Here is a 21,373-nt window from a genome sequence, read left to right as displayed (position 1 = left end):
GGCCCTGTACCAGGCACTCGGCTTGCCCGAAGGCCCGCAGGCACGCCGACGGGACGCGGGGCCGCACCGGGACACCGCAGACCGCGCGCGGCTCGCGCACCGACACCCTCCGTCAGGCCGGGAACCGCAGCATCGCGGCTGGCCTGCGCGAGGTCTCCTACGCGCCCCAGTCCGCGCAGCGCAGTGGACGGTCGAAGTACGCGTCAGCTGCCCCGGAGACCGACCGCCAGCGTCAGTTCAAGGACCCGCTGTGGCGATGCGAGATCCGGAAACAGCTCCCGCAGCTGCGACATCCGGTACCGGACCGTCTGGGGATGGACGAACAACGCCGCCGCCACCTCGTCCCGCCGGCCCTGGTGCAGCAGCCACGCTCGCAACGTCTCCTCCAGCCGCCGTGCCGTCGCGACAGGCAAGGTCCGCAACGGTGCGAGGGCTCGGGCACGCAGGTCTGCGAACGCGTCCGCGTCGGCGCTCAGCACCAGCTCGGGCAGGTGGTCCTCGGTGTCGCGAATATCGGAGGAGAGGGAGCGCGCGCGCACGGCTCGTGCGTACGAGGCGGACGCACGGGTCCATGGCCGGGCCGGGCCGACCACGGCGGTGCGGTCGGTCAGCTGCCGCAAGAGATGTGATCGGTCGGCATCGGGGACGAGCAGCACACCCGTGGCGTCCGGCAGATCGTCGAGGACGAGGGTGCTCGGGTCGAGCACGCGGTAGGCAGGCCGGGCCTGGGCGGCGGGCAGAAGGACCGCGGTCAGTGAAACCGGAGGCTGCCACCCGGCCCGTTGAACAGAGGCCAGCAGCACGTCGGGGCTCGCGCCGGTGAGGAGGTCGCGGGCCAGGTGTTCCAGGTGGCGCTCGTGGGCCCGGCCCCGGGCGGCCAGTTCGTCGGCGTGGCCCGCGGCGCTCGCGGCAGAGAGCTCGTCGATGTAGGCGAAGGTCAGCTCGGCGAACTTGGCGACCTCGGCGGCGGGCAGACCTACGGGTACGGCACCCGCTGCCAGGCATCGCCAGGCCACGCGGGCGCCCACGCGGTAGGCGCTGAGCAGGGCGTCCATCGAACGGCCGTCGCGCACCTCGCCGCGGCCCAGCTCGTAGGCCGCGTCACCGGCGTCGCCGCCTGTGGCCTTCCCGCTCGCGAGGTCCAGGTAGTGCCCCAGGGCGGTACGGACGGCTCGGCGGATGGTGGCGCCCATGCGGCCCGAAAGGGCGTTGGCGTAGGGAGGGACCTCGTCGATGATCGCCTGGACGACCTCGTCGGCGGTGGTCTTCAGCACGGCCCGGAGTGCGGTGACCGTCGTCTCATCCAGGGCCAGTTCGCTGGCCCTCCGGATTGCATGGCTCACGGTTTTGTTCCCTGCGAACAATTCAGCCGATCAAATTTACATCCTGCGGTCAGGACTTTACCCCTTGAGACGCAGCAAGCTGGAGTCATGACGAGTGCAGCCCTCCGCAGCAGGGCGTGGAAACTGCTGGAGATGGTCACGACGCCGCTGCTGCCGTCGGACTACCTCGACCTGGTCAGCCCGCTGCGTGCGGGCGCTGACCTACGTGGGCGCATCGAGGCCGTGCACCCCGAGACGAGTGACGCCGCGACTATCGTGATCAGGCCGGGACGGGGCTGGCGCGGCCACACGGCCGGTCAGTACGTGCGGATCGGGGTCGACGTCGACGGGGTGCGCCTGTGGCGTGCCTACTCCCTCACCTCGCCGACGAACCGCCAGGACGGCCGCATCACGGTCACCGTGAAGGCGATCCCGGACGGCAAGGTCAGCAACCACCTGGTCCGCAAGGCGACACCGGGGACGCTGATCCAGCTCGACCAGCCGACCGGTGACTTCGTGCTGCCGCGGGCCAAGCCCGCCAAGGTGCTCTACCTGACCGCCGGCAGCGGCATCACGCCCGTGATGGGCATGCTGCGCGACACCGGGTTCGACGACGTCGTCATGGTCCACTGCGCGCCACAGCCGCAAGACGTGATCTTCCGCAGCGAACTGCACGACCTGGTCGCGGACAACAAGCTGCGGCTCACCGAGGTGCACACCGACACGGACGGCTTGCTCGACATCACCCGTCTCGACGAACTCGTACCCGACTGGGCCGAGCGCGAGACCTGGGCTTGCGGGCCCGCGGGCCTGCTCGACGCCGCCGAAGAGCACTGGAGCGAGCACGGCGTCCCAGAGCGCCTGCACACCGAACGTTTCCGCCCGGGCATCATCGTCGCCGGCGACGGCGGCGAGGTCACGTTCAGCGCCACGGGCAAGACCGTCGACGCGGACGGCGCCACGCCGTTGCTGGACGTCGGCGAGGAGGCCGGCGTGCTCATGCCCTCCGGTTGCCGCATGGGCATTTGCTTCGGTTGCATCACGCCGCTCAAGGCGGGCGCCGTCCGCGACCTGCGCACCGGCGAGATCACCGAGGCCGAGCCGGGCGTCCTCATCCAGACCTGCGTGTCCGCCGCGGCGGGCCCCTGCGACATCGAACGGTAGGAGCACCTTGACCGCCATCGACCCCACCGCCCACCTGACCGCGGCACAGATCGAGGAGCTCGGCCGCGAACTGGACGCGATCCGCGACGAGGTGATCGCCGGCCGCGGCGAGGAAGACGCCGCCTACATCCGTAAGGTCATCGCGGCGCAGCGCAAGCTCGAGCTGGTCAGCAGGGGCATCCTGCTGTTCTCGATCTTCCCGCCCGCGTGGCTGATCGGCACCGCCGGCCTGTCCGTGGCGAAGATCATGGACAACATGGAGATCGGCCACAACGTCCTGCACGGCCAGTGGGACTGGATGCGAGACCCGAAGATCCACTCCACCACCTGGGAGTGGGATCACGTCTCGCCGTCCGATCAGTGGAAGCACTCGCACAACGAGCTGCACCACACGTACACCAACGTGATCGGCAAGGACAACGACCTCGGCTACGGCATCATGCGCGTCGACGAGGACCAGAAGTGGCACCCGTTCCACCTCGGCCAGCCGCTGTGGAACTTCCTCAACGCCTGCTTCTTCGAGTACGGCATCGCAGCGTACGACCTGGAGCTCGGCAAGAACCTGCACAAGCGCCGCCGCAAGAACCCGGAGTTCCGCGCGCGGGCCAAGGCCGTGGGCCGCAAGATCCGCAAGCAAGTGCTCAAGGACTACGTGATCCACCCGCTGCTGTCGGGCCCGTCGTTCCTCCCCACGCTCGCCGCCACCTTCACCGCGAACCTGGTCCGCAACATTTGGACCCACTCGGTGATCATGTGCGGGCACTTCCCCGAGGGCGTGCAGGTCTTCGAGCGCCGGTCGATCAGGGGCGAAACGCGCGGCCAGTGGTACCTGCGCCAGATGATGGGCTCGGCGAACATCAGCGGCAGCAGGGCCATGCACTTCATGACCGGCAATCTGTCGCACCAGATCGAGCACCACCTGTTCCCCGACCTGCCGAGCAACCGGTACGCCGAGGTCGCGGTGAAGGTGCGCGCGCTGTTCGAGAAGTACGAGCTGGAGTACGTCACGGGGCCGCTCCCCAAGCAGGTGTTCTCCGCGTGGCGCAAGGTCTTCCGGCTCTCACTGCCGAACAAGAAGCCCAAGGTCAAAACGCCGGACCGCGAGCAGGAGCTCGTCGCGGCCTGATTCCCGGTCATGGTTCAGATCTTTCGGCCGTACGGGCGGCACCGCCGGTCCGGTCAGCCGCGGGGGAACAGGTCTGCGCCTGCCGACCGGTGCCTTCCTTCTGGCGCGGTTCCTTCGCCGCCGGGAACCTCCCGGCCTTCCTGGCGCCGCTGCCGCGCGAGGGCGTCGTAGATCAGAGAATCCGACAGCCACACGCCGCTCGATGGGGCGACCGCGCGGGAGATGGCGATGCACCACCACGGGCGAGGCCGCGCGCACTCCCGCAGCCCTTCGTCCGGTGTGTGTCTACTGCCCCTGGGACGCCGGCTCGGGTTGCGTCCCGGGGCGGGGGCCCGCCTGTGTCCCGCGGGCGTGGGTACGGACTCAGGCCGCGGCCGCCGGGTTCGCCGAAGCGGCGGCGCGGCGGTACTCGGCGTTGATCCGCTGGGCTTCCTCCAGTTGGTCTTCCAGGATGACGATGCGGCAGGCGGCCTCGATCGGTGTGCCCTGGTCGACGAGTTCGCGGGCGCGGGCCGCGATGCGCAGCTGGTAGCGGGAGTAGCGGCGGTGCCCGCCGGCGGAGCGCAGCGGGGTGATCAGGCGGGCTTCGCCGATGGCTCGGAGGAAGCCCTGGGTGGTGCCGAGTATTTCGGCGGCCCGGCCCATGGTGTAGGCGGGGTCGTCGTCGTCGTCGAGACGGCCGAGCATGTCCTCTGCGGTCATTTCACCTCTCTGCGGAACGCGTGGAGGGGCCCGGGTGCCTGCTGGCACCCGGGCCCCGAAGGAACTGCTACACCATCTGCCGGCCCCGATACTGCGCCGGCCTTCTGTGTCCGCCTGCCCGACCTGAGCTTCGTCGGGGATGCGGGGATCGCGGATGCGTGACCGGAGACCACCTCACTTACGATGTCCTGCGGTACCCGGACTCGCGTGGCGTCCGGGCGATCCTGATGGCGCCTCAACTCCTCCGTTCTTCCCTCTGGTGATCAACTGCTACCTGCGGGAACTTCTGTACTGCTGGTAATGCGAACTGCTCGGTGGCCTGCGGTAGCGCCACTCTTCGGCAGCCAGCCCCGTCGCCCATCCTGCGTCTGCTCTGGCTTAGAACCCCACTGCCGAACTTCCCGGTGCGCGCGCCCGCAGCTGACGCCTTCACCGAGGTACCGCTCACTGACTTCACTGCTGGGTACTGCACTTACGGGTACTGCCACTGCGTCAACTGCGGTACTGCTCACGGCGGCCCCTGATCACTGCGGGCCACCCAGTCCGGTGGTCAGTCCCGTTGCCGTCCTGCAACAACCCTGGCTTCGAAACTCCACCACCGCACCGTCCTGCGCACTGCAACTACGGGAACTGCGGTACTGCGGTACTGCGAGTACTACTGCCCGGCAGTTCGTCCCTGCCGGGCCCTGCGGTCTCTCTGCGTTACGAGAGAAACCATAACCACGCCACCGCCCAATGTCTACTCCGACCGCCACAGATATTCGCGTGTTCGACAGTGAGGTAATCGGGTGCTGTGGGGTTGTACGGCTGTCGGCGGGGCACCACGCCCGGGCAGCAGGCGGTGCCTGGTCGGCTACGAGCTGCTGGTCTCCACCCAGCAGACGGAGATGCCGTTCGTGGCCGCCGTCGCCCCGATGATCCTCGTCGGCGCCGGTTTCGGCATGATCGGCGCCGGTCTTGCCGGCCTCACCCTCAGCCAGGTCGGCCACCAGGACGCCGGATCCGCCGCGGGACTGTTCAACACCGCCATGCAGCTCGGCACCGCCCTCGGCATCGCGACGGCGTCCGTGGTGTTCTTCAACCATGCTCCTGCGGGCAGCCACGACAGCACCGTGACCCACGCCTTCGCGGGCAGCGTCTGGTACGTCATCGCCGCCCTCGCGGCGATGTGGGCACTGCTGTTCCGGCTTCCCGGGCCGGCCAGGACCGCAACTTGACCTGCCGTCGGCGGCCCCGTCCCTCACCGGGCGGGGCCGCCGGCGGGTCGCACCCCGATGGGGGCACCGGGTGGCCGGTGGGGTTGTCACCAGGTGAGGATGAAGGCGCCGTCGCCACCCTTGGAGCCGTTGGCCCCTACTCCGCCGGTCGGTCCGTAGCCGCCGTCCAGGCCCTTCCACTTGTCACCCTTGGCGTTGCCGACATTGGGATCCCATTCGCCGCCCCCGCCGCCCGAACCTCCGTGTCCGCCGTACGCTCCGGCGCCACCGTGGCCGCCGGCACCGTAGGACACGGCCAGTGCGCGGGCCGCCGCGCCGCCGCGTCCGGCGGCGCCGGCAGCGCCGGAAGATCCGCCGGCTCCGCCCCGGCTGGTGCCGCCCTGCGGGTTCGTCTTGCCGTCTGAGCCCTTCGCACCGGCCTTGCCGGCCGCTCCGCTCCCACCGGCAGCCCCCTCCACTGCGGACGCCCGCGAGTTGCCGCACTGGTTGCTTGAGCTGGAGGCAGTGGCACCGCCGGCCCCGGCAGCGCCGCCGTCCGTGCCGCCCGCCCCGCCGGCACCGGCGCCGCCGCCGCCGGTCGAGCCGTTGGTCCCGCCCACCCCGCCTGAGCCGCCGCTGCCGGCCCGCCCCGGCGCGCCGCCCTTGCCGCCGAGGGTGCTCGCGATCGTGGAGGGGAACTTGTTGTTCTTGTCGCGGAGGATGATCATCGAGCCTTCCGCGTCGCGCCCGCCGTGTCCGTCGTGGATCGCGCTGCCCTTGGAGGACACCGGCAGCTACCAGGCGGCGGTCACGGCAGCCCTGGTGGAACTGCAGGGCCAGGGCCCGTTGGAGAAGGTGATCCTCTCCCGGCGGGTTCCCGTGCCCGGGGAGGTGGATCTGGTCGCCAGTTACGTCGCGGGGCGGCGGGCCAACACCCCGGCCCGTTCGTTCCTGCGACCTCGGCGGTATCCAGGCGGCCGGGTTCAGCCCGGAGACGGTCGCGGAGGTCACCACCGACGGCCACGTCACCACCCGGCCTCTGGCCGGGACCCGAGCCCGGACGGGAATGACCGCGGACGACGCCCGGCTGCGCTCCGACCTCCTCGGCGACCCCAAGGAGATCCACGAGCACGCCCTCACCGTCACACTCGCGCTTCAAGACCTCGACGAGGTGTGCCAGGACACCGGCGTCAGTGAGTACATGACCGTCTTCGACCGGGGCTCCGTCCCGCACCTGGCCTCCACCGTCACCGGCCGCCCGCGCCCTGGCCATGGCCCCTGGGACGCGTTCGCGGCCCTCTTCCCCGCCGTCACCGCCACCGGCATCCCCAAAGCCCAGGCGTATCCCCTCATCGGGGCGCTCGAAGGCCGCCCTCGCGGCCTGTACGCGGGCGCGGTCCTGACCTGCGACGCCGACGGCACACTCGATGCCGCCCTCGTACTGCGCAGCGTCTTCCGGATGGGCGGCCGGTCCTGCCTCCAAGCCGGGGCCGGCGTCGTACGGCAGTCACGGCCCGAACGCGAGCACGAGGAGACCTGCGAAAAACTGCGAAGCGTCGCCCCCCCATCTCGTGCCCGCCGACCACACCGCCAGGAATACCTAAGTCCCGTTGCCGATCAACGGCTTGGCATCACGTCCGGCGGTGCGGATAGCCCGGCGGCGCCTCGACACCTGTACGTGTCTCGCCGCAGTGCGGCGGCGCCGAACACCAACTGTCACCCAGGCGCAGAAGGCCCTCCACCCTGGTGGAGGGCCTTCTGTATTGTCCGGCTTCACCGGTCAGGCGACCTGCACCTCCGGTCGGCCGGAAAGGACCGGCGGCGCCTGATGGTAGGTGGGAGCTTCAGGTCGGGCAGGTGCCCCTGGAGGACTTCGGCACGGTGATGCCGCCGGATCATGGCCGTGACCTACCCACTACCAGGCCCGCCTCAGGCGCGCGAGGCCTACCCGTCCGAGGCGTCCCGGTTCCGGCTGCGCGGACCCATGCGAGCCGTGCCGCCCTCTCCCGAGGCCTCCTCCCAGCGCGAGGAGAAGGAGGAGGAGCCGTGACGCCTGCGACGGTGCGGTCGACCGACCGCATGGGCGAGCCCTGATGGCCGCCCGCCCGGCCCGGTGCTTCACTGAGGAACATGCCATTCCAGCACTACGGCGTCCTGGCCGGGACCCTGCGTCAGCACTTCCGCGACACGCCGGACACCGAGGGCGCGTGGTTCCACGTCAACCTCCGGGTCGACGCCCCGGACGGGCGTTACAAGTGCGCCGTCGACGTGGACAGCCACGAATCGACGACCGGTGTGCAGTGGAAGACGTCCACCCTGCCCGCCGCCGCGCTGGGCCCGGTGGCCTCGATGCCGGGTGGCTACCACGAACTCGACCGAGCGGCCGGGTCCGGCGCCCTCGACTACATCCGGCATCCGGCACTGCGCGGCCGTCCTCCGTGGCCGTCGTGGCTGCCGGCCGTCCTGCGGGAGCGCCTCGAACGGTGGGTGAAGCTGCGGCAGCCCTGGACCTCGGGGTCGAACCTCGATGCCGCCCTCGCCCTCGAACCGATCCTCGTCGTGGGACGCCCGATCCTGGTCTTCGGCGAACCGTTCACCGCGGGGCTGGGCGTGCACAACATCCACCAGAACCAGGGTGACCCGTACGGCACTCAGTGGTGGCCCGAGAACGGCATCTGGCAGGACGGCGGGACGATGACCCGCCGCCCGGACGGCGACTACGACGTGTTCCTCAACAAGTTCACCAGCCAGAAGGACCACACGGACGCCGACGGGCATCCGGTCCAGGCGGTGTCGGCCGGAAGGACCTGAGAGGGCCCGCTCCTAGAAGGGCGGCTCCAGGGAGCATCCGTCCTCGCGAGCAGGGACGGATGGTGCCGTGCCTCGCAAGGCGGAGGAGCGCCCTCGTACTGGATGTACTCGGGTGCTCCGGCAACGCGGCGAGGTGCGGTGCCGGGCGGCTCGGGCCCGGCAAGATCCGAAAGAGACGGCCTGGGCGGGGTGCGGGGCGCGCGTTCCCGCAGTGGCGGCCGAACCGCTGCCTGTCGGCACAGCGTTGGTGTCAGGCGAGGGCCGTGACCAGCAGGGTGAACGCGGCGACGATGACGGCGACGCGGAGGTAGTGGTAGCGGTTCCAGCGGTGGAGCTGCTCCTTCCAGTCGGCGGGCCGGTTCTCGGGGGTCCAGGTCTTGTTCCGGTTGTTGATCGGGACGAGCAGCAGGATCGACATGACCACGCTGAGCATCAGCAGTCCGGCGGCGGTGACGACGAGTCCGGCGCCGTCGCGGTGCCATCCGGCGACGGCCCAGATCGCGATGAGGACGAGCGAGCCTATGTACCAGAACGGCATCAGGGCTCCGAGCATGCGGCCCCCGTGGGCGTGGCCGAGCTGGCCGCTGTCCTCGGGAAGCGCGTCCAGGATCCGGTTCATGATGAAGGCGACGGAGAACTCGACCCCCACCATCAGGCCGACGACGACAGTGGTGACGACCTCGAGTGTGCTGAGCATGACGACCCCTCAATGAACTAGCGGTGCTAGATGTTTGAGGGCAACGCTAGCGCTGCTAACGCTCGATTGTCTAGCGATGCTAGGATCGAGTTATGTCGGTAAAGGAACGCAAGGAGCGCGACCGGGCGGAGCGCGAGCGCCTCATCGTGGCGACAGCCCGCGAACTCGCCGAGCAGCAGGGCTGGGACGCCGTCACCACCCGCCGGCTCGCCGAGCGCATCGAGTACAGCCAGCCCGTCCTCTACAGCCACTTCCGAGGGAAGCGCGAGATCATCGGCGCCGTCGCCCTGGAGGGCGCCGTCGAGCTGGCCGCGGCGGTGCGTGCCGCAGCCTCCACAGCGAACAGCCCGCGCGAGCGGGTCGTCGCCCTCGCCCGTGCCTACCTCGGCTTCGCCGAGCACAACCCGGCGGTCTACGACGCCTTGTTCCAGCTCGACGGCGGCCTGGCATACGCACAGGAGGACACCCCCGAGCCACTGAAGGACGCCTTCGCCGCCCTGCTCGAGTCCCTCGCCGAGGTCGCCGGCGACGGCGTCCAGGCGGGGCTGTTCACCGAGGTGTTCTGGGCGGCTCTGCACGGCCTGGCGACCCTGACCCGAGCGGGCCGCCTGCTGCCCGAGGACGCTGAGCCGAGGGTGGAGCTGTTGGTGGACCGGCTCGCGATGGTGTGACGCACCGTCCCGGCGGGCCCAGCGCCAGGGCCCTCGGGGCGCGCGTGCTGATCCTTTGGGCTGCCTAGACGATCGATTCCGAGTCAGTGGTCGTGAGCCGTCAGTGCGCGTGGGACGACTGTCCGGTGCGGCCCGTCGTGCCAGATGGCGTCGGTCGGCGCGAACGTGACGGGCGGGCCCTGGAGGTGCGTAGCGGCCGCATTCGACCGAGGTGGAGTCGACGATCCGTGCATCGTCGCCGGCGTGACGAGTTGGGAGTTCGTGAGCTGCGGGGCGATCCCCAGGTCGGACGCCATGGCACCAAGGCGCCAGTCGCGGGGGCGCCTTCAGCAGCTCGTCGGTTGCACATAGAGTGCCGTCGCGAGGGTGTCCGGGTTGCTCGTCACAACGATCTTGGATGCCCTCATCTTCGCCTCCCGTGCCACCCCTTGGCTTTGATCACCCGGTGAGTCTTGCCCAGTCACTGGCACACAGAAAGGACCGTGGCATGTCCAGCGACCGTCTCATGCGCATCCACAGCGCCGAGTTCCAGGCCATGGCCGAGAGGGTCCTGCGAGTCACCGAGCTCACCTCCAGGCTGAACGTCCTGCCTTTCGAAGATGAAGCGGGCAAGGCGGCACTGTTCGAACAGATCCTCGGCAAGCCACTGCCGCCGAAGGTCACGATCTATCCGCCCTTCTTCACGGACCATGGCCTGAACCTCGACCTCGCCGCACGCGTCTTCATCAACCAGAACTGCACGTTCCTGGACTATGCCGGCATCCGTCTCGGCGAGGGAGTGATGATCGGACCGAAGGTCACGTTCATCACCAGCGGTCACCCCGTTGATCCCGCGGAGCGACGGCTGTACCTCACCGGCGCACCCATCGACGTGGCAGAGAACGTGTGGATCGGTGCCGGTGCCACGATCCTGCCCGGCGTCAGCATCGGCCGTGACGCGGTGGTCGCCGCCGGCGCGGTCGTGGCCGATGACGTTCCGCCGGCAAGCTTGGTGACCGGTAGCAAGGCAGCCGTGCACCGAAGGTGGTGACGGCCTCTTCGGAGCCACGCCGATCCCGACCACGGGCGGTCATTGATCCCCTGCGAGCCTGGAGCTTCTCCCCGGAACTGGACGGCAGGACCGCGCTGGTGACGGGCGGCTCGCGCGGGAGGAGTTCGAGCAGCTGCTGGCGGTCAACGTGAGCACGCCGATCTTCGTGGTCCAGCGGGCGCTGCCGCTGCTGCGGGAGGGCGGACGGATCGTCAACAGGGGCTCGGCAGCCACCCGGATCGCGGAACCCGGACAGATCGGCTACATCGTCACCAAGGCGGCGCTGGCGTCCCTCGGCCCGTCGCCCGCCAACGAGCTGGGCCGGCGTGGTATCACCGTGAACAGGGTCGAACCCGGGGTGGTGCTGACCGACATGATCAGTCCCTACGCTGCGCTCCCGAGGCCGTGGCCGCGCTTGCTTCGATCACGGCGCTCGGGCGGATCGGCGAGCCGGAGGACGTCGCGGACGTGGTGGGCTTCCTGGCGGGCCCGCGGGGGCGCTGGGTGACCGGCCAGACCATCGACGTCTCCGGAGGCACCTACCTGGGACCGCTCGCAGCCCAGTAGTCCGCATGAGTTCGGTGTGGCGGTGGGGCGGTGGGGGTGCGGGCGCCGCCACGTCGAGCCGGCCGTGCCGGGGTCCGCCCGCCGGCGCGGCAAGATAGCAGCCTTTCGCGGGCTCGCCGGGATGTTTGTCCAAGGGTGATGTCCTCCCGCAGCGGCGCCGCGGCGGGCACTAGCGTCCCGTGACACCCCGGGAATGCGGGTGTGCACCGCACGGTACGTGCGGCCCTCCTGCGCCGCCCCCTCCCGGCCCCCTGGAGCGAGGAGGCACCGTGCTGTCACTGCGGCGACGATCCATCAACAGCCTTTCGGTGGCGACGAGATACACCATCGGGAGCGGCGTGGTCATCACCGCCCTCGCCCTCACCCTGATCGCGCTGCTGATACCCGTGGACAGATTCGACGGCCGGGCCTCGGCCGCCGTCGCGGGTCCGGCGGGTGAGGACGACGGCGCCGGGACCATGAGCACGGCGTACGGGCCGCTGACCGCCGCGGACCGCGACTTCGTCCGGAAGGTGCGGCTCGCGGGGCTGTGGGAGCTGCCCGCGGGACGGCAGGCCCAGCAGCGCGGGACGCGCCCCGCGGTGCGCACGGCCGGGGAACACCTCGTCGAGGGCCACACCGAGCTGGACCGGCAGGTCATCCAGGTCGGCCAGGCCCTCGGCATCGACCTGCCCAACCAGCCCTCCGAGCAGCAGCAGGAGTGGCTGGGCCAGCTGACCCGCGCCCGCGGGGACGACTACGAACGGCTGTTCATCCAGCTGCTGCGCCGAGCGCACGGAAAGGTGTTCGCCCTGCTGGCCGGGGTGCGGGCACAGACCCGCAACTCCATGGTGCGCGCCCTCGCCACGTCCGCCAATGCCACGGTGCTGGACCACATCTCGGTCCTCGAAGACAGCGGGCTGGTCGATTTCGACGCGCTTTCCGACAATGTCCGACCGACGAAGTGAAGTGATCGCATGAGCCAAAAGGGCCACAAACGCCCCCGGTTGTCGAACAAGCTGCTGGCCGTGGTCTCCGCCCTCGTGCTGGGCGGGGGCGGGGTCGCCGTCATCGCCGGCAACGCGTCCGCCGGACAGGAGGGCGACCGCGCGGGGCAGCTGACGGCCACCATCGACTGCCCCGACGTGGGAGAGCGGCTCACCAGCGTCCCCGACCAGGCCAAGGCCGAGGTCGACGGGAGTCTGGCCAAGCTGGACGACCAGGTGGCCGACGCCTACCGGCGGCTCGCCGCTGGCGAAGCGCAGGGGGACGCCCTCCTCGGGGAGCTCCGCGAGCAGCGCGACAAGACCATCGCCGAGATGACCGACGCGATCGGCCGCTCCGCCCAACCGCCTGAGGAACTCAAGGCGTTGAGCGGATGCGAGATGAAGCAGGCACCCGCCGCCGAGGAGCCCGCCGCCGGGGACTCCGCCGCCGACCAGTTCGGCGTCGCCTCCAACACGTCGCAGAAGGGGGGTCCGGCCCGCAGCGACTTCGTCTCCATCACCAAGATCCGGCCGAACGTACGCACTCCCGCCCCTTCTGCGGGCGCCTCCACGGGAACGTTCACCTCGCAGTGCGGCCGCAACGAGAACGGCCACTTCAACCCCGACAACGTCATCGTCGCCCCCGGTGTCTCCAACGGCGCCCACCACATGCACGACTACGTGGGCAACAAGTCCACCGACGCCTTCTCCACCAACGACAGCCTCGCCGCGGCCGGCACCACCTGCGCCAACGGCGACCAGTCCAGCTACTACTGGCCCGTCCTGCGGTTGCGCGACGGCAAGGCGGAGCGGGACGCGAAGGCGGCCGGTGGCGGCAAGGACGGCAACGTCGGCACCATCCTGCGGCCGAAGCAGGTCACGATCACCTTCAAGGGGAGTCCGGCCGGCAAGGTCACGGCCATGCCCCGCTTCCTGCGGATCATCACCGGTGACGCCAAGGCCTTCGCCAACGGCAATGCCAACGCGAACGCCTCGTGGAGCTGCACCGGCTTCGAGAACCGCCAGCTGAAGGACAAGTACCCGGTCTGCCCCAAGGGCAGCGACGTGGTGCGCACGTTCACCTTCCAGAGCTGCTGGGACGGCCGGAACACCGACAGCGCCAACCACCGTACCCACGTCGCCTTCGCGGACCGGGGCGGCCGCTGCCCGAAGGGCTTCAAGGCCATTCCGCAGCTGGTACAGCGCCTCACCTACGGGGTGGAGCCGGGCGCGCGCTTCGCCGTGGACAGCTTCCCCGAACAACTGCACAAGCCGGTCACCGACCATGACGACTTCATCAACGTGATGTCGAACGGCCTGATGAACAAGGCCGTGGGCTGCATCAACGACGGGCGCACCTGCCGCTGACCGCGCGGTACGGATCCCCCTCCGCTCCCGGGGCGGGCGCCCCCTCCCCCACCCACTGCGCCCGTTCCGGGACAAAGGTGTTGGCCCGAAGCCGACTTCGGGCCAACACCGCTTTTCTTGGGACCGGTTGTCAGAACTGGTTCAGAGGCCGTTCACGCGCGCGATCCGTCCGACGACCACGGGGGTGAAGTCCGCCGTGATCACGCGGGCGGTCCTGCGTCCCACCCGGGAGTGCTGACGCCGCACCTGGGCCATCAGGCGGCGGCTGCGCAGGGCCATCTCCAGCTCGAAGCGGGTGCGGGGGTCACGCAGCCCGGTCCCGAAGAGCTTCTCCAGCTGGCGCATGCGGTACCGCACGGTCTGCGGGTGCACACTCAGGGCCTTGGCGGCCTCGGGGGCTCCGCCCCCTTCCAGCCAGGCGAGCAGGGTCACCTCCAGCCGCTCGCTCTGGCGCGGGGTCAGGTCCGCCAGCGGGCGCAGCCAGCGGGCGGCCAGCGCGTGGGCGAGGGGCTCGTCCTGGAGCAGGAGCAGGGTCGAGAGGTGGTCGTCGACGAACACGGTGCGGGCCTCCAGGCCCGGGCGGGTGGGCGTCAGGCCGAAGAGGCGCAGCGCCCAGCGCAGGGAGGAGGCCGCGTCCCGCAGGGGGACGGCGTGGCCGACGGCCGCGAAACGGCCGCGGAGCAGGTGTTCCAGCGGGGCGCGGACGTCCGGGTCCTGGCTCGGGACGAGCAGGCAGGGTCGGCCCGCGAAGGTGCCCGCGAGGGCGTCGTCCAGTACGGCGGCGAGCTGTGCGGTCTCGCCGGGGCTGGCGGGCACGATGGCCCGTAGGGCCGGTGGCAGGGACCATCCGGCGGCCTCGGCGAGCTCGGTGAGGGAGGTCTCCGATGCGGCCCTGTCGTCGGTGAGGGCCTTGAAGAGCTCCTGGCGTGCCCGGTCCCCCTCGCGGACGCCCTCCCGGCCGTCTTCATGGCCGCCGTCCCGCCGGCCCTCGCAGATGCCCTCCTGCCGGCCCTCGCAGATGCCTTCCTGCCGGCCCTCCCTGATGCCTTCGTGCCGGCCCTCGTGCGTGATCTCGCACTCATCGCTGATCTCGGGCTCGTCGCTGATCTCGGCTTCGTCGCTGATCTCGGCCTCGCTTTCGTCCGCTGTCTCGTCCTCGTCCGGTGCGTGTTCCCGGGGGTGCTCCTGGTAGCCGAGAGCGGTGAGAAGAGCCTCTTCCACCCTCTGCCGGAGCAGCTCGTCGTCGATGGCATCGTTGTCATCGACAAGTGCGGAAAATTCCGGAATTCCATGCAGAAGCTCCTCCACTATCTCGGCGGCCAGCGCGGGGAGTTCCCGTCGCAGGACGCGGGTCCACTCGCCACGGGGGCGGGACCAGATGCGGTTCAGAAGTTCGCACATCGTTTCCTCGTTCGTGCCGGGGTGAGCCCGCCCGGGGAAGAGCGACCAGCTCACCGAGGTTCCCCCTTCGCCAACAGCCTTCGCTGGCAGGGAAGTTGTGACCCCCGTCCCTCCTGAGAGGTCCGACCACTGGGCCTGTCACAACCTCCGTTGGAGGGGAATCTTCCGGTGTTGTTCGATGCGCCGGAGACGCGGTGCGAGAAATTATCACGTTTCGATAAATCCTGTGGAGCCCCTGTGCACCTCCACGATGCTTCTGCACTCCGGCCCCAAGTTCCCTCGGCCGGAGCGGAGTTTCACAGGAGAACTGGATGCCCCTGCCCCAGCCTCACATGCCCCGCTCACACAGAGCCCGCCGCAGAAGCCGTCACGCGGCTTCGAGTCCGGCCGCCGGACGGCGGGCCGTCCGGCGGCCCTCCCTCCTTCCCACCGCGGGCAGACTGAGACCCGGGGCCATCTGCGCCGCCCTCGCGGCTCTCGTCTCCATCACCGTGGCCGCCCGCGCGGGCGCCCTGACCCACGTGTGGGAGTTCCTCGACTACGGGGTGGGCGTCCTCTCGCTCGTCTCCCTCACCGCCACGGTCCTCTGGGGCCTGATGGCCACCGACCGGCTGCTGCTCGGCTCGGGCCACCGGCTGCTGGCCCAAGGAGTGCACCGCGGTCTCGCCGTGGCGGGGCTTGGTTTCCTGGCCCTCCACATCTGGGTCAAGGTCGCGCAGCGACAGACCACCGCGACCGCGGCGGTCGTGCCGTTCACGGACGCCGGTCGCCCCGTCCTCATCGGGCTCGGCACGCTCGCCGGATATCTGTTCCTCACGGTGGCGGTGTCCGGCGCCGTGCGCAGCGTGTTCGCGACCAAGAGCCGCTCCCTGTGGTGGCGGGCCCTGCACATCGGCGCCTATCCGGCGTGGGGTGCCTCGCTGGTGCACGGGCTGAAGGCCGGCCGGCCCGCCGACGCCTGGGTGACGGCCTCGTACGCCCTGTGCCTGGTCGGGGTCGCCGGCGTTCTCGCCCTGCGCCTCAAGTCCCGTCTGGACATGGCCGCTTCCCGCCCCTCATCCCCTCTGACCGCGCCGCAGAAGCCCCTGGCGGTCACCCTCCCCCGGCAGCGGAGATGGACGCGCCGCCGTCCGGTCGTGTTCCCCGCGTACGCGCCGAGCCGGCCGGGTGGTGGCGCGGACCCGTTCGACGAACGGCTCGCGACCCGTGAGGGGTTGACGTGAGCGGCGCGCCGCGCCCCAGTCTCGGCTGTGTGGGCGCCCCCAGGCTGCTGGCCGGACTGGACCGGGCGCCTCGCCTCGACCGGGTCGCCCACCTCACCGCGCACGGCTCACTGCCGCGGCTGCGTCCGGACGAACTCGTCGACCTCGCCGAGGACATCGACCTACGGGGCCGTGGCGGGGCGGGCTTCCCCTTCGCCCGGAAACTGCGCGCCGTCATGCGCTCGGCCCGGGAGCGGGACGGGCTCACCGCCGTCGTCGTCAACGGCAGTGAGGGCGAGCCGAGTTGCCTCAAGGACACCGCACTGCTGCTGCACGCCCCGCACCTGGTGCTCGACGGGGCACTCCTGGCCGCCGCCGCGCTCGGCGCCGAGGACGTGGTCGTGGCCGTCACCCGGGAGGACGTGGAGCAGTCGGTACGGGACGCCGTCGCGGAACGCGGCCCGGCCGGGCGGCGGGTACGGGTGACCCGGCTTCCCGAGCGCTTCGTGACCGGCGAGGGGACCGCCCTCGTCAGCGGTCTGAACGGCGGCGCGGCGCTGCCGTCCGGGCAGAAGGTGCGCACCAGCGAGAGGGGCCTGGGCGGCGCGCCCACGCTGCTGTCGAACACCGAGACCTTCGCCCAGCTCGCCGTCGCCGCCCGCCTCGGCGCGCTGGACTACCGTGCGAGCGGCCTGCCCGCCGAACCGGGCACCACCTTGCTGACGGTTGCCGGCTCCACGGTCGTCGAGACGCCCACCGGGACCTCGCTGGCGTACGTCCTCGAGCTGTGCGGCTCCGATGCCGGTCAGGGCGTGCTGGTCGGCGGCTACCACGGCAGATGGCTGCCTCCGGGGTCCGCCCGCGGCGCCGAGGTGTCCCGGCAGTCCCTCGCCGCGCTCGGCGCGGTGCTGGGGGCGGGAGCGGTCCTGCCCCTGCCGCAGGACACCTGTCCGGCCGGCGAAGTGGCGCGCGTGACGCGCTGGATGGCCAAGGAGTCGGCGGGCCAGTGCGGCCCGTGCGTACGGGGGCTGCCCGCGCTGGCCGACGTACTGGAGGACGCCGTCGCGGGCGGGGGCAGAACCGCGCTCGAAGCGGTGGAGGCGCGGCTGCGCGTGGTGCGCGGCCGGGGCGCGTGCAGCCATCCCGACGGCACGTCGCACTTCGTGGCGTCGGCGCTGGCCGCCTTCCCCGAGGAGTTCATGGACCACGCCCTCGGCAGCGGGTGCGGCCGACGGGTACTGGGGGCGCTGCCGTTGCCCCAGGACGAGAGTCCCGAGCGACTGGTCGTGGACTGGACGCTGTGCAAGGGGCACGGGCTGTGCGTGGACATCCTCCCCGATGTCGTCCGGCTCGACGCCGACGGCTATCCGGCCCAGGCGTCCATGCCGGTCCCGGGGCGGCTGCGGCCGAAGGCGCTGCGCGCGGTGCGGCGCTGCCCGGCGCTCGCGCTGCGCATCCAGGAGTGACCTGACTGAGCGAGTGAGCCGGTCCGGTGCACGGCTCCGGCCTTTCCCCGGGTTCATTCTTTGCGTGATCCGATAAATTCCCGGGGAAACCGACTCCTTCGGCCCGGCGCCCCGTATCAATGACGCAGACACGAAATTGCAGCACGTAATTGCGGGCAGTCATCGCGGGATCGAACCTGAAGGAGAAATCGTGAAGAAAGCGCGCCGTGACATATTCGCCGGGTCGGCGATCGCCGTACTTCTGTTGACCGCCGGATGCGGCAGTGCCGACGAATCCCCGGGAAAGGGAAACGCGGTGAAGCCGGTGAGCGACAGCAAACAGCTCGGGTCCGCCTACGACTACGGGGCCGGTTCCGGCGCCGTACCGGCCGGCGAGGCCGGGAAGAACGGGCCGGCCGGGCAGCTGAAGGTGAAGGAGGTACCGGCGCTCGGCGCGGCGGTCACCGACAGCGAGGGCTTCACGCTCTACCGCTTCGACAAGGACACGGCCAAGCCCCCCAAGTCCACGTGCGAGGGGGACTGCGCGACGGCCTGGCCCGCGGTGTCCGCGGACGACGCCTCGGCCGGCGAGGGAATCGACGCGACCCTGCTCGGCTCGGTCGCGCGGGCCGACGGCACCCGGCAGCTGACGCTCGCCGGGTGGCCCGTGTACCGCTACGCCAAGGACGCCAAGGCGGGCGACACGCTCGGCGAGGGTGTCGGCGGGACCTGGCACGCGCTGGGAGCCGACGGGAAGCCGGCCGCCGCCGGAGGCAAGAAGCCGGCCGCGGGGGCGCACGGCGAGGACGCCGCGAAGGGCAAGGGCGCGGCGGCCAGTGAACTCAGCGCGGTCCAGAACGCCCAGCTCGGCACCATCGTCGCGGACGCGGAGGGCCGGACGCTCTACCGGTTCGACAAGGACAGCGCCTGGCCGATGAAGTTCGGATGCCTCGATGCCTGCCTGGACACCTGGAAGCCCGCCAAGCCCGTCGACAAGTCGAAAGTGAGCGGAATACCCGCTGAATTGGTGGGTTCGGTGAAACGACCCGACGGGAGCGAGCAATTGACGATCGACTGCTGGCCGGTCTATTCGTTCACCGGGGACAAGGAGCCCGGGGACATCAGCGGCCACAACAAGCAGGGCCTTTGGTTCGCCGTCACCGACAAGGGCAAGAAGGCGAAGTCCGCCGGATAGACCGCTGCGGCTGGCTTTCCGCCCGCACCCCAGACCCGTGGTGCCCGGGCCCTCCTCCCCACCCGGGCACCACGACCGCGCCGGACCCCGATCAGCCAGTGAGGTCGCCATGCCGTCCACCGCCCGCCGAACCCGCCGCGCGCCCCGCACCCCCCGCACCCGGCGGATCCGCACGTCCCTGCCCGCCGCCGTCGCGGTGTGCGCCGCCGCGCTGCTGTGCGGCGGCTGCGCCGGAGCGAGGGCCGAGGAGCCGCCCGGCACCTCCATCGAGGAGATCGCCGCCGCCCTCGGCTGCACCGCCGAAGTGAGCGTCGACGCCGACGAGTTGCGCCAGGGCGGATGCGGGACCGGGGAAGGCGCGTACCGCATCGTCACCTTCGCTGACGACCGGGGCCTGCGCTCCTGGCTGACCGAGGCCCGGATGTACGGCGGCACCTATCTCGTCGGGGACCGGTGGGTGGTCACCGCCGGGACGGAGCAGGCCCTGACGCCGCTGCGCGACCGGCTCGGCGGCGCCGTCGAAACCGGTTCCCAGCACGACGAGCACCCGGTCCCCCATGGCCACCACCCGCCTTCCGGGTCATGACTGCGGCGTGACTGCGGCGTGTCGGCCAGTTGTCCGGTTATCAGCTCATTCGTGAGGAGCACAGGGCACGACCCTTCGGGATGATTCGCCCCCGCCCGCCATGCAACAGGGTGGACGGGTAAGCGAATTGACCGAAAGGAATCGGCTTCGTGCGCCTGAAACGCTCCGCACCGCTGCTGGCCGCCGCCGGACTCGTGGCGGCCACCGTGCCGTTGCTGACCGCGACGCAGGTCTCCGCCGCCCCGGCAGCGGACCACCTGCGGCAGAAACCGGCTTGGCAGCGCTGCAGTCCCGAACAGCCGGCCTCGTACGAATGCGCCACGCTCAAGGTCCCGCTGGACTACCGGCGCCCCGACGGGCCCACCCTCGACCTCGCCATATCCCGGATGAAGAGCGAGAACCCGGCCAAGCGCCACGGCGTCATGCTCCTCAACCCCGGTGGCCCGGGCGGCGGCGGGCTTGACCTGCCGCTGCTGATGAACGAATCGCTGCCCAAGGACGTGCGCGAGCAGTACGACCTCATCGGCTTCGACCCGCGCGGGGTCGGCCGCAGCAGCCCGATCACCTGCGGCCTCAACGCGACGGAGCAGAACTTCGAGCGGCCGTACCGCCCGGAGACCTTCCCCTCCGACGTGGCGTGGGCGCAGACCGTCGCCGACAAGTGCCGCGAGAAGGCCGGTGCGGTGCTGCCGTACATCACCACCCGCAACACGGCGCGCGACATGGACACGGTCCGCGCGGTGCTGGGCGAGCGCAAGCTCTCGTACCTGGGGTACTCGTACGGGACCTACCTCGGCGCGGTGTACTCGCAGATGTTCCCCGAGCGCACGGACCGCTTCGTGCTCGACAGCGCCGTGGATCCGAAACGGGTCTGGCGCGGCATGATCCAGGTGTGGGCCGAGGAGGGCGAGCCCGCCTTCGCGCGCTGGACGCAGTGGGCGGCGGAGCGGTCGGCCGAGTACGGCCTGGGTGACAGCCCGAAGGCGGTGTCCGACACCTTCTGGGGGCTGGTGGCGCGCGCCGACCGGGATCCGATCGACTTCGAGGGCATGAAGCTCACGGGCGACGGCATCCGCACGGCGCGGCCGTACTTCTTCTACCCGGCGCAGGCCTCCGGGCTCATCACGGCGCTGAAGGCCGCGGCCGAGGGCAAGCCGCTGCCCGCGGGCGCCGACGTCCCGGAGCTGAAGAAGATGCTCAGGGGCGGGGACGAGGAGCCCGCCTCGGACAACGGCACGGCCGTGTTCTGGGCCGTGTTGTGCGGGGACACGGGCGCGTGGCCGCGCTACACCGAGCAGTACGAGCGGGACGCGGCCAGGGACAAGGCCAAGTACCCGCTGTACGGGGACTTCGCGTCCAACATCAAGCCGTGTGCCTTCTGGCAGCGGCCGGTGGAGGCCGCCACCCCGATGCGGACCCGGGCGAACGTGCTGACCGTGCAGAACGAGTGGGACTCGCAGACCCCGCTGAGCAGCGGGCAGGGCCTGCACCGGGCCCTCAAGGGCTCGCGGATGGTGCTGGCCGCCGGGGGTGAGGGGCACGGCGTGTACGTCTTCGACCCGCGTTCCTGCGCCAATGCGACGGTCGACGCCTACCTGACCACGGGTGTGCTGCCCGACAAGGACGTGACCTGCCAGAACCCGCAGCCGTCGGCCGCCGCGGAGCGGGGCGGGTCCCCGGCCCCTTCGGGCCGGCTGCCCTTCCCGGCCGGGCCGGGCCGGTTCTGAGCCGACCGGCCCGAGGCGGGGTCCCGGCGGTCGGCCTGACCGCCGGGACCCCGCGCCTAGGTCCTGTCGTCAAAGTGGCGCCGGTCAGGCCCGCGGTGTCCGGTGCCGTGCATCGCAAGGCGGAGGGGGGGGGGGGGGGGGGGGGGAGGCGAGCGAGCCGAAAACAAAGAGAGGAGGACGCGCCAGAAACACGAGACA

21 protein-coding genes and 1 pseudogene are annotated in these 21,373 nt (G+C 70.9%); 17 read left to right on the top strand and 5 right to left on the bottom strand.

Annotated elements, in window-relative coordinates; genetic code table 11:
* Window positions 1-203: 203 nt before the first annotated feature.
* The gene (locus AC07DU_RS12670; RefSeq protein WP_479111128.1) at window positions 204-1,343 is read right to left on the bottom strand and encodes a PucR family transcriptional regulator; all 1,140 of its coding nucleotides are present in this window, start codon (window positions 1,341-1,343) and stop codon (window positions 204-206) included.
* Between the two features lie 87 nt (window positions 1,344-1,430).
* Here AC07DU_RS12670 and AC07DU_RS12665 point away from each other — a divergent pair, with 87 nt between their 5' ends.
* Complete coding sequence (locus tag AC07DU_RS12665) at window positions 1,431-2,486, top strand: ferredoxin reductase (protein WP_479027318.1); 1,056 nt, start codon at window positions 1,431-1,433, stop codon at window positions 2,484-2,486.
* Window positions 2,487-2,493: 7 nt separating this feature from the next.
* Entirely contained in the window at window positions 2,494-3,612 is a 1,119-nt protein-coding gene (locus tag AC07DU_RS12660; RefSeq protein ID WP_479111126.1) for a fatty acid desaturase family protein, read from the top strand.
* A gap of 363 nt (window positions 3,613-3,975) precedes the next feature.
* Here AC07DU_RS12660 and AC07DU_RS12655 read toward each other — a convergent pair whose 3' ends face one another.
* On the bottom strand, window positions 3,976-4,314 hold the full coding sequence (locus AC07DU_RS12655; RefSeq protein WP_479111124.1) for a MerR family transcriptional regulator: 339 nt from the start codon (window positions 4,312-4,314) through the stop codon (window positions 3,976-3,978).
* Between the two features lie 788 nt (window positions 4,315-5,102).
* Here AC07DU_RS12655 and AC07DU_RS12650 point away from each other — a divergent pair.
* A complete protein-coding gene (locus AC07DU_RS12650) occupies window positions 5,103-5,531 on the top strand; it encodes a hypothetical protein (RefSeq protein ID WP_479111122.1) in 429 nt (142 codons plus the stop codon).
* An 86-nt stretch (window positions 5,532-5,617) separates the two neighbouring features.
* Here the strand turns inward: AC07DU_RS12650 and AC07DU_RS12645 are convergent, their stop codons facing one another.
* Window positions 5,618-6,298, bottom strand: coding sequence for a hypothetical protein (locus tag AC07DU_RS12645; RefSeq protein WP_479111120.1), 681 nt, complete (start codon window positions 6,296-6,298; stop codon window positions 5,618-5,620).
* Window positions 6,299-6,405: 107 nt separating this feature from the next.
* Between AC07DU_RS12645 and AC07DU_RS12640 the strand changes: the two genes are divergently transcribed.
* The 3 genes from AC07DU_RS12640 (at window position 6,406) to AC07DU_RS12630 (ending at window position 8,321) form a co-directional block, all read left to right on the top strand.
* Window positions 6,406-7,395 carry a chorismate-binding protein gene (locus tag AC07DU_RS12640; protein WP_479111167.1) on the top strand — a complete coding sequence of 330 codons (990 nt, stop codon included), beginning with the start codon at window positions 6,406-6,408 and terminating at the stop codon, window positions 7,393-7,395.
* 12 nt (window positions 7,396-7,407) lie between these two features.
* The gene (locus AC07DU_RS12635) at window positions 7,408-7,560 is read left to right on the top strand and encodes a hypothetical protein (RefSeq protein ID WP_479111118.1); all 153 of its coding nucleotides are present in this window, start codon (window positions 7,408-7,410) and stop codon (window positions 7,558-7,560) included.
* An 80-nt stretch (window positions 7,561-7,640) separates the two neighbouring features.
* Window positions 7,641-8,321, top strand: coding sequence for a DUF2278 family protein (locus AC07DU_RS12630; protein WP_479111116.1), 681 nt, complete (start codon window positions 7,641-7,643; stop codon window positions 8,319-8,321).
* A gap of 250 nt (window positions 8,322-8,571) precedes the next feature.
* On the opposite strand, the gene AC07DU_RS12625 is transcribed toward AC07DU_RS12630, so the two are convergent.
* A complete protein-coding gene (locus AC07DU_RS12625) occupies window positions 8,572-9,018 on the bottom strand; it encodes a DUF1772 domain-containing protein (RefSeq protein ID WP_360893715.1) in 447 nt (148 codons plus the stop codon).
* 92 nt (window positions 9,019-9,110) lie between these two features.
* Between AC07DU_RS12625 and AC07DU_RS12620 the strand changes: the two genes are divergently transcribed.
* The 6 genes and pseudogenes from AC07DU_RS12620 (at window position 9,111) to AC07DU_RS12595 (ending at window position 13,619) form a co-directional block, all read left to right on the top strand.
* A complete protein-coding gene (locus AC07DU_RS12620; RefSeq protein WP_479111114.1) occupies window positions 9,111-9,689 on the top strand; it encodes a TetR/AcrR family transcriptional regulator in 579 nt (192 codons plus the stop codon).
* 487 nt (window positions 9,690-10,176) lie between these two features.
* Window positions 10,177-10,719, top strand: a complete 543-nt coding sequence (locus AC07DU_RS12615) for a DapH/DapD/GlmU-related protein (protein WP_479111112.1) — start codon at window positions 10,177-10,179, stop codon at window positions 10,717-10,719.
* Window positions 10,720-10,777: 58 nt separating this feature from the next.
* A pseudogene (locus AC07DU_RS12610) lies at window positions 10,778-11,047 on the top strand (SDR family oxidoreductase); the annotation flags it as partial.
* 77 nt (window positions 11,048-11,124) lie between these two features.
* Window positions 11,125-11,286, top strand: a complete 162-nt coding sequence (locus AC07DU_RS12605) for an SDR family oxidoreductase (RefSeq protein WP_479111110.1) — start codon at window positions 11,125-11,127, stop codon at window positions 11,284-11,286.
* Window positions 11,287-11,594: 308 nt separating this feature from the next.
* Window positions 11,595-12,233, top strand: a complete 639-nt coding sequence (locus AC07DU_RS12600; protein ID WP_360893722.1) for a DUF4142 domain-containing protein — start codon at window positions 11,595-11,597, stop codon at window positions 12,231-12,233.
* A gap of 9 nt (window positions 12,234-12,242) precedes the next feature.
* On the top strand, window positions 12,243-13,619 hold the full coding sequence (locus AC07DU_RS12595) for a DUF1996 domain-containing protein (protein WP_479111108.1): 1,377 nt from the start codon (window positions 12,243-12,245) through the stop codon (window positions 13,617-13,619).
* 141 nt (window positions 13,620-13,760) lie between these two features.
* Here the strand turns inward: AC07DU_RS12595 and AC07DU_RS12590 are convergent, their stop codons facing one another.
* Window positions 13,761-15,020, bottom strand: a complete 1,260-nt coding sequence (locus AC07DU_RS12590) for a PucR family transcriptional regulator (protein ID WP_479111106.1) — start codon at window positions 15,018-15,020, stop codon at window positions 13,761-13,763.
* 491 nt (window positions 15,021-15,511) lie between these two features.
* Here AC07DU_RS12590 and AC07DU_RS12585 point away from each other — a divergent pair, with 491 nt between their 5' ends.
* From AC07DU_RS12585 to AC07DU_RS12565, 5 genes are all read left to right on the top strand, one after another.
* The gene (locus AC07DU_RS12585; RefSeq protein WP_479111104.1) at window positions 15,512-16,243 is read left to right on the top strand and encodes a hypothetical protein; all 732 of its coding nucleotides are present in this window, start codon (window positions 15,512-15,514) and stop codon (window positions 16,241-16,243) included.
* Window positions 16,244-16,272: 29 nt separating this feature from the next.
* Window positions 16,273-17,688 (top strand): NADH-ubiquinone oxidoreductase-F iron-sulfur binding region domain-containing protein, encoded by a 1,416-nt coding sequence (locus AC07DU_RS12580; RefSeq protein WP_479027351.1) that lies wholly within the window; start codon window positions 16,273-16,275, stop codon window positions 17,686-17,688.
* 190 nt (window positions 17,689-17,878) lie between these two features.
* Window positions 17,879-18,862: an SCO0930 family lipoprotein gene (locus AC07DU_RS12575; protein WP_479111102.1), complete on the top strand. Its 984-nt coding sequence runs from the start codon at window positions 17,879-17,881 to the stop codon at window positions 18,860-18,862.
* Window positions 18,863-18,971: 109 nt separating this feature from the next.
* Entirely contained in the window at window positions 18,972-19,448 is a 477-nt protein-coding gene (locus AC07DU_RS12570) for a hypothetical protein (protein WP_479111100.1), read from the top strand.
* Window positions 19,449-19,597: 149 nt separating this feature from the next.
* On the top strand, window positions 19,598-21,175 hold the full coding sequence (locus AC07DU_RS12565) for an alpha/beta hydrolase (protein ID WP_479111098.1): 1,578 nt from the start codon (window positions 19,598-19,600) through the stop codon (window positions 21,173-21,175).
* Window positions 21,176-21,373: the final 198 nt, after the last annotated feature.

The sequence above is a fragment of the Streptomyces sp. NPDC045695 genome, from assembly GCF_056432025.1.
The sequence above is the reverse complement of the archived record's forward strand: the minus strand, read 5'-3'. Positions and strand labels throughout refer to the sequence as shown.

What these genes read in the sequence shown, in the direction of transcription:
- AC07DU_RS12665 (WP_479027318.1), top strand. Translation starts at nt 1,431, where the DNA reads ATGACGAGTGCAGCCCTCCGCAGCAGGGCGTGGAAACTGCTGGAGATG.
- AC07DU_RS12655 (WP_479111124.1), bottom strand. Translation starts at nt 4,314, where the DNA reads ATGACCGCAGAGGACATGCTCGGCCGTCTCGACGACGACGACGACCCC.
- AC07DU_RS12635 (WP_479111118.1), top strand. Translation starts at nt 7,408, where the DNA reads ATGGCCGTGACCTACCCACTACCAGGCCCGCCTCAGGCGCGCGAGGCC.
- AC07DU_RS12630 (WP_479111116.1), top strand. Translation starts at nt 7,641, where the DNA reads ATGCCATTCCAGCACTACGGCGTCCTGGCCGGGACCCTGCGTCAGCAC.
- AC07DU_RS12625 (WP_360893715.1), bottom strand. Translation starts at nt 9,018, where the DNA reads ATGCTCAGCACACTCGAGGTCGTCACCACTGTCGTCGTCGGCCTGATG.
- AC07DU_RS12620 (WP_479111114.1), top strand. Translation starts at nt 9,111, where the DNA reads ATGTCGGTAAAGGAACGCAAGGAGCGCGACCGGGCGGAGCGCGAGCGC.
- AC07DU_RS12615 (WP_479111112.1), top strand. Translation starts at nt 10,177, where the DNA reads ATGTCCAGCGACCGTCTCATGCGCATCCACAGCGCCGAGTTCCAGGCC.
- AC07DU_RS12595 (WP_479111108.1), top strand. Translation starts at nt 12,243, where the DNA reads ATGAGCCAAAAGGGCCACAAACGCCCCCGGTTGTCGAACAAGCTGCTG.
- AC07DU_RS12590 (WP_479111106.1), bottom strand. Translation starts at nt 15,020, where the DNA reads ATGTGCGAACTTCTGAACCGCATCTGGTCCCGCCCCCGTGGCGAGTGG.
- AC07DU_RS12570 (WP_479111100.1), top strand. Translation starts at nt 18,972, where the DNA reads ATGCCGTCCACCGCCCGCCGAACCCGCCGCGCGCCCCGCACCCCCCGC.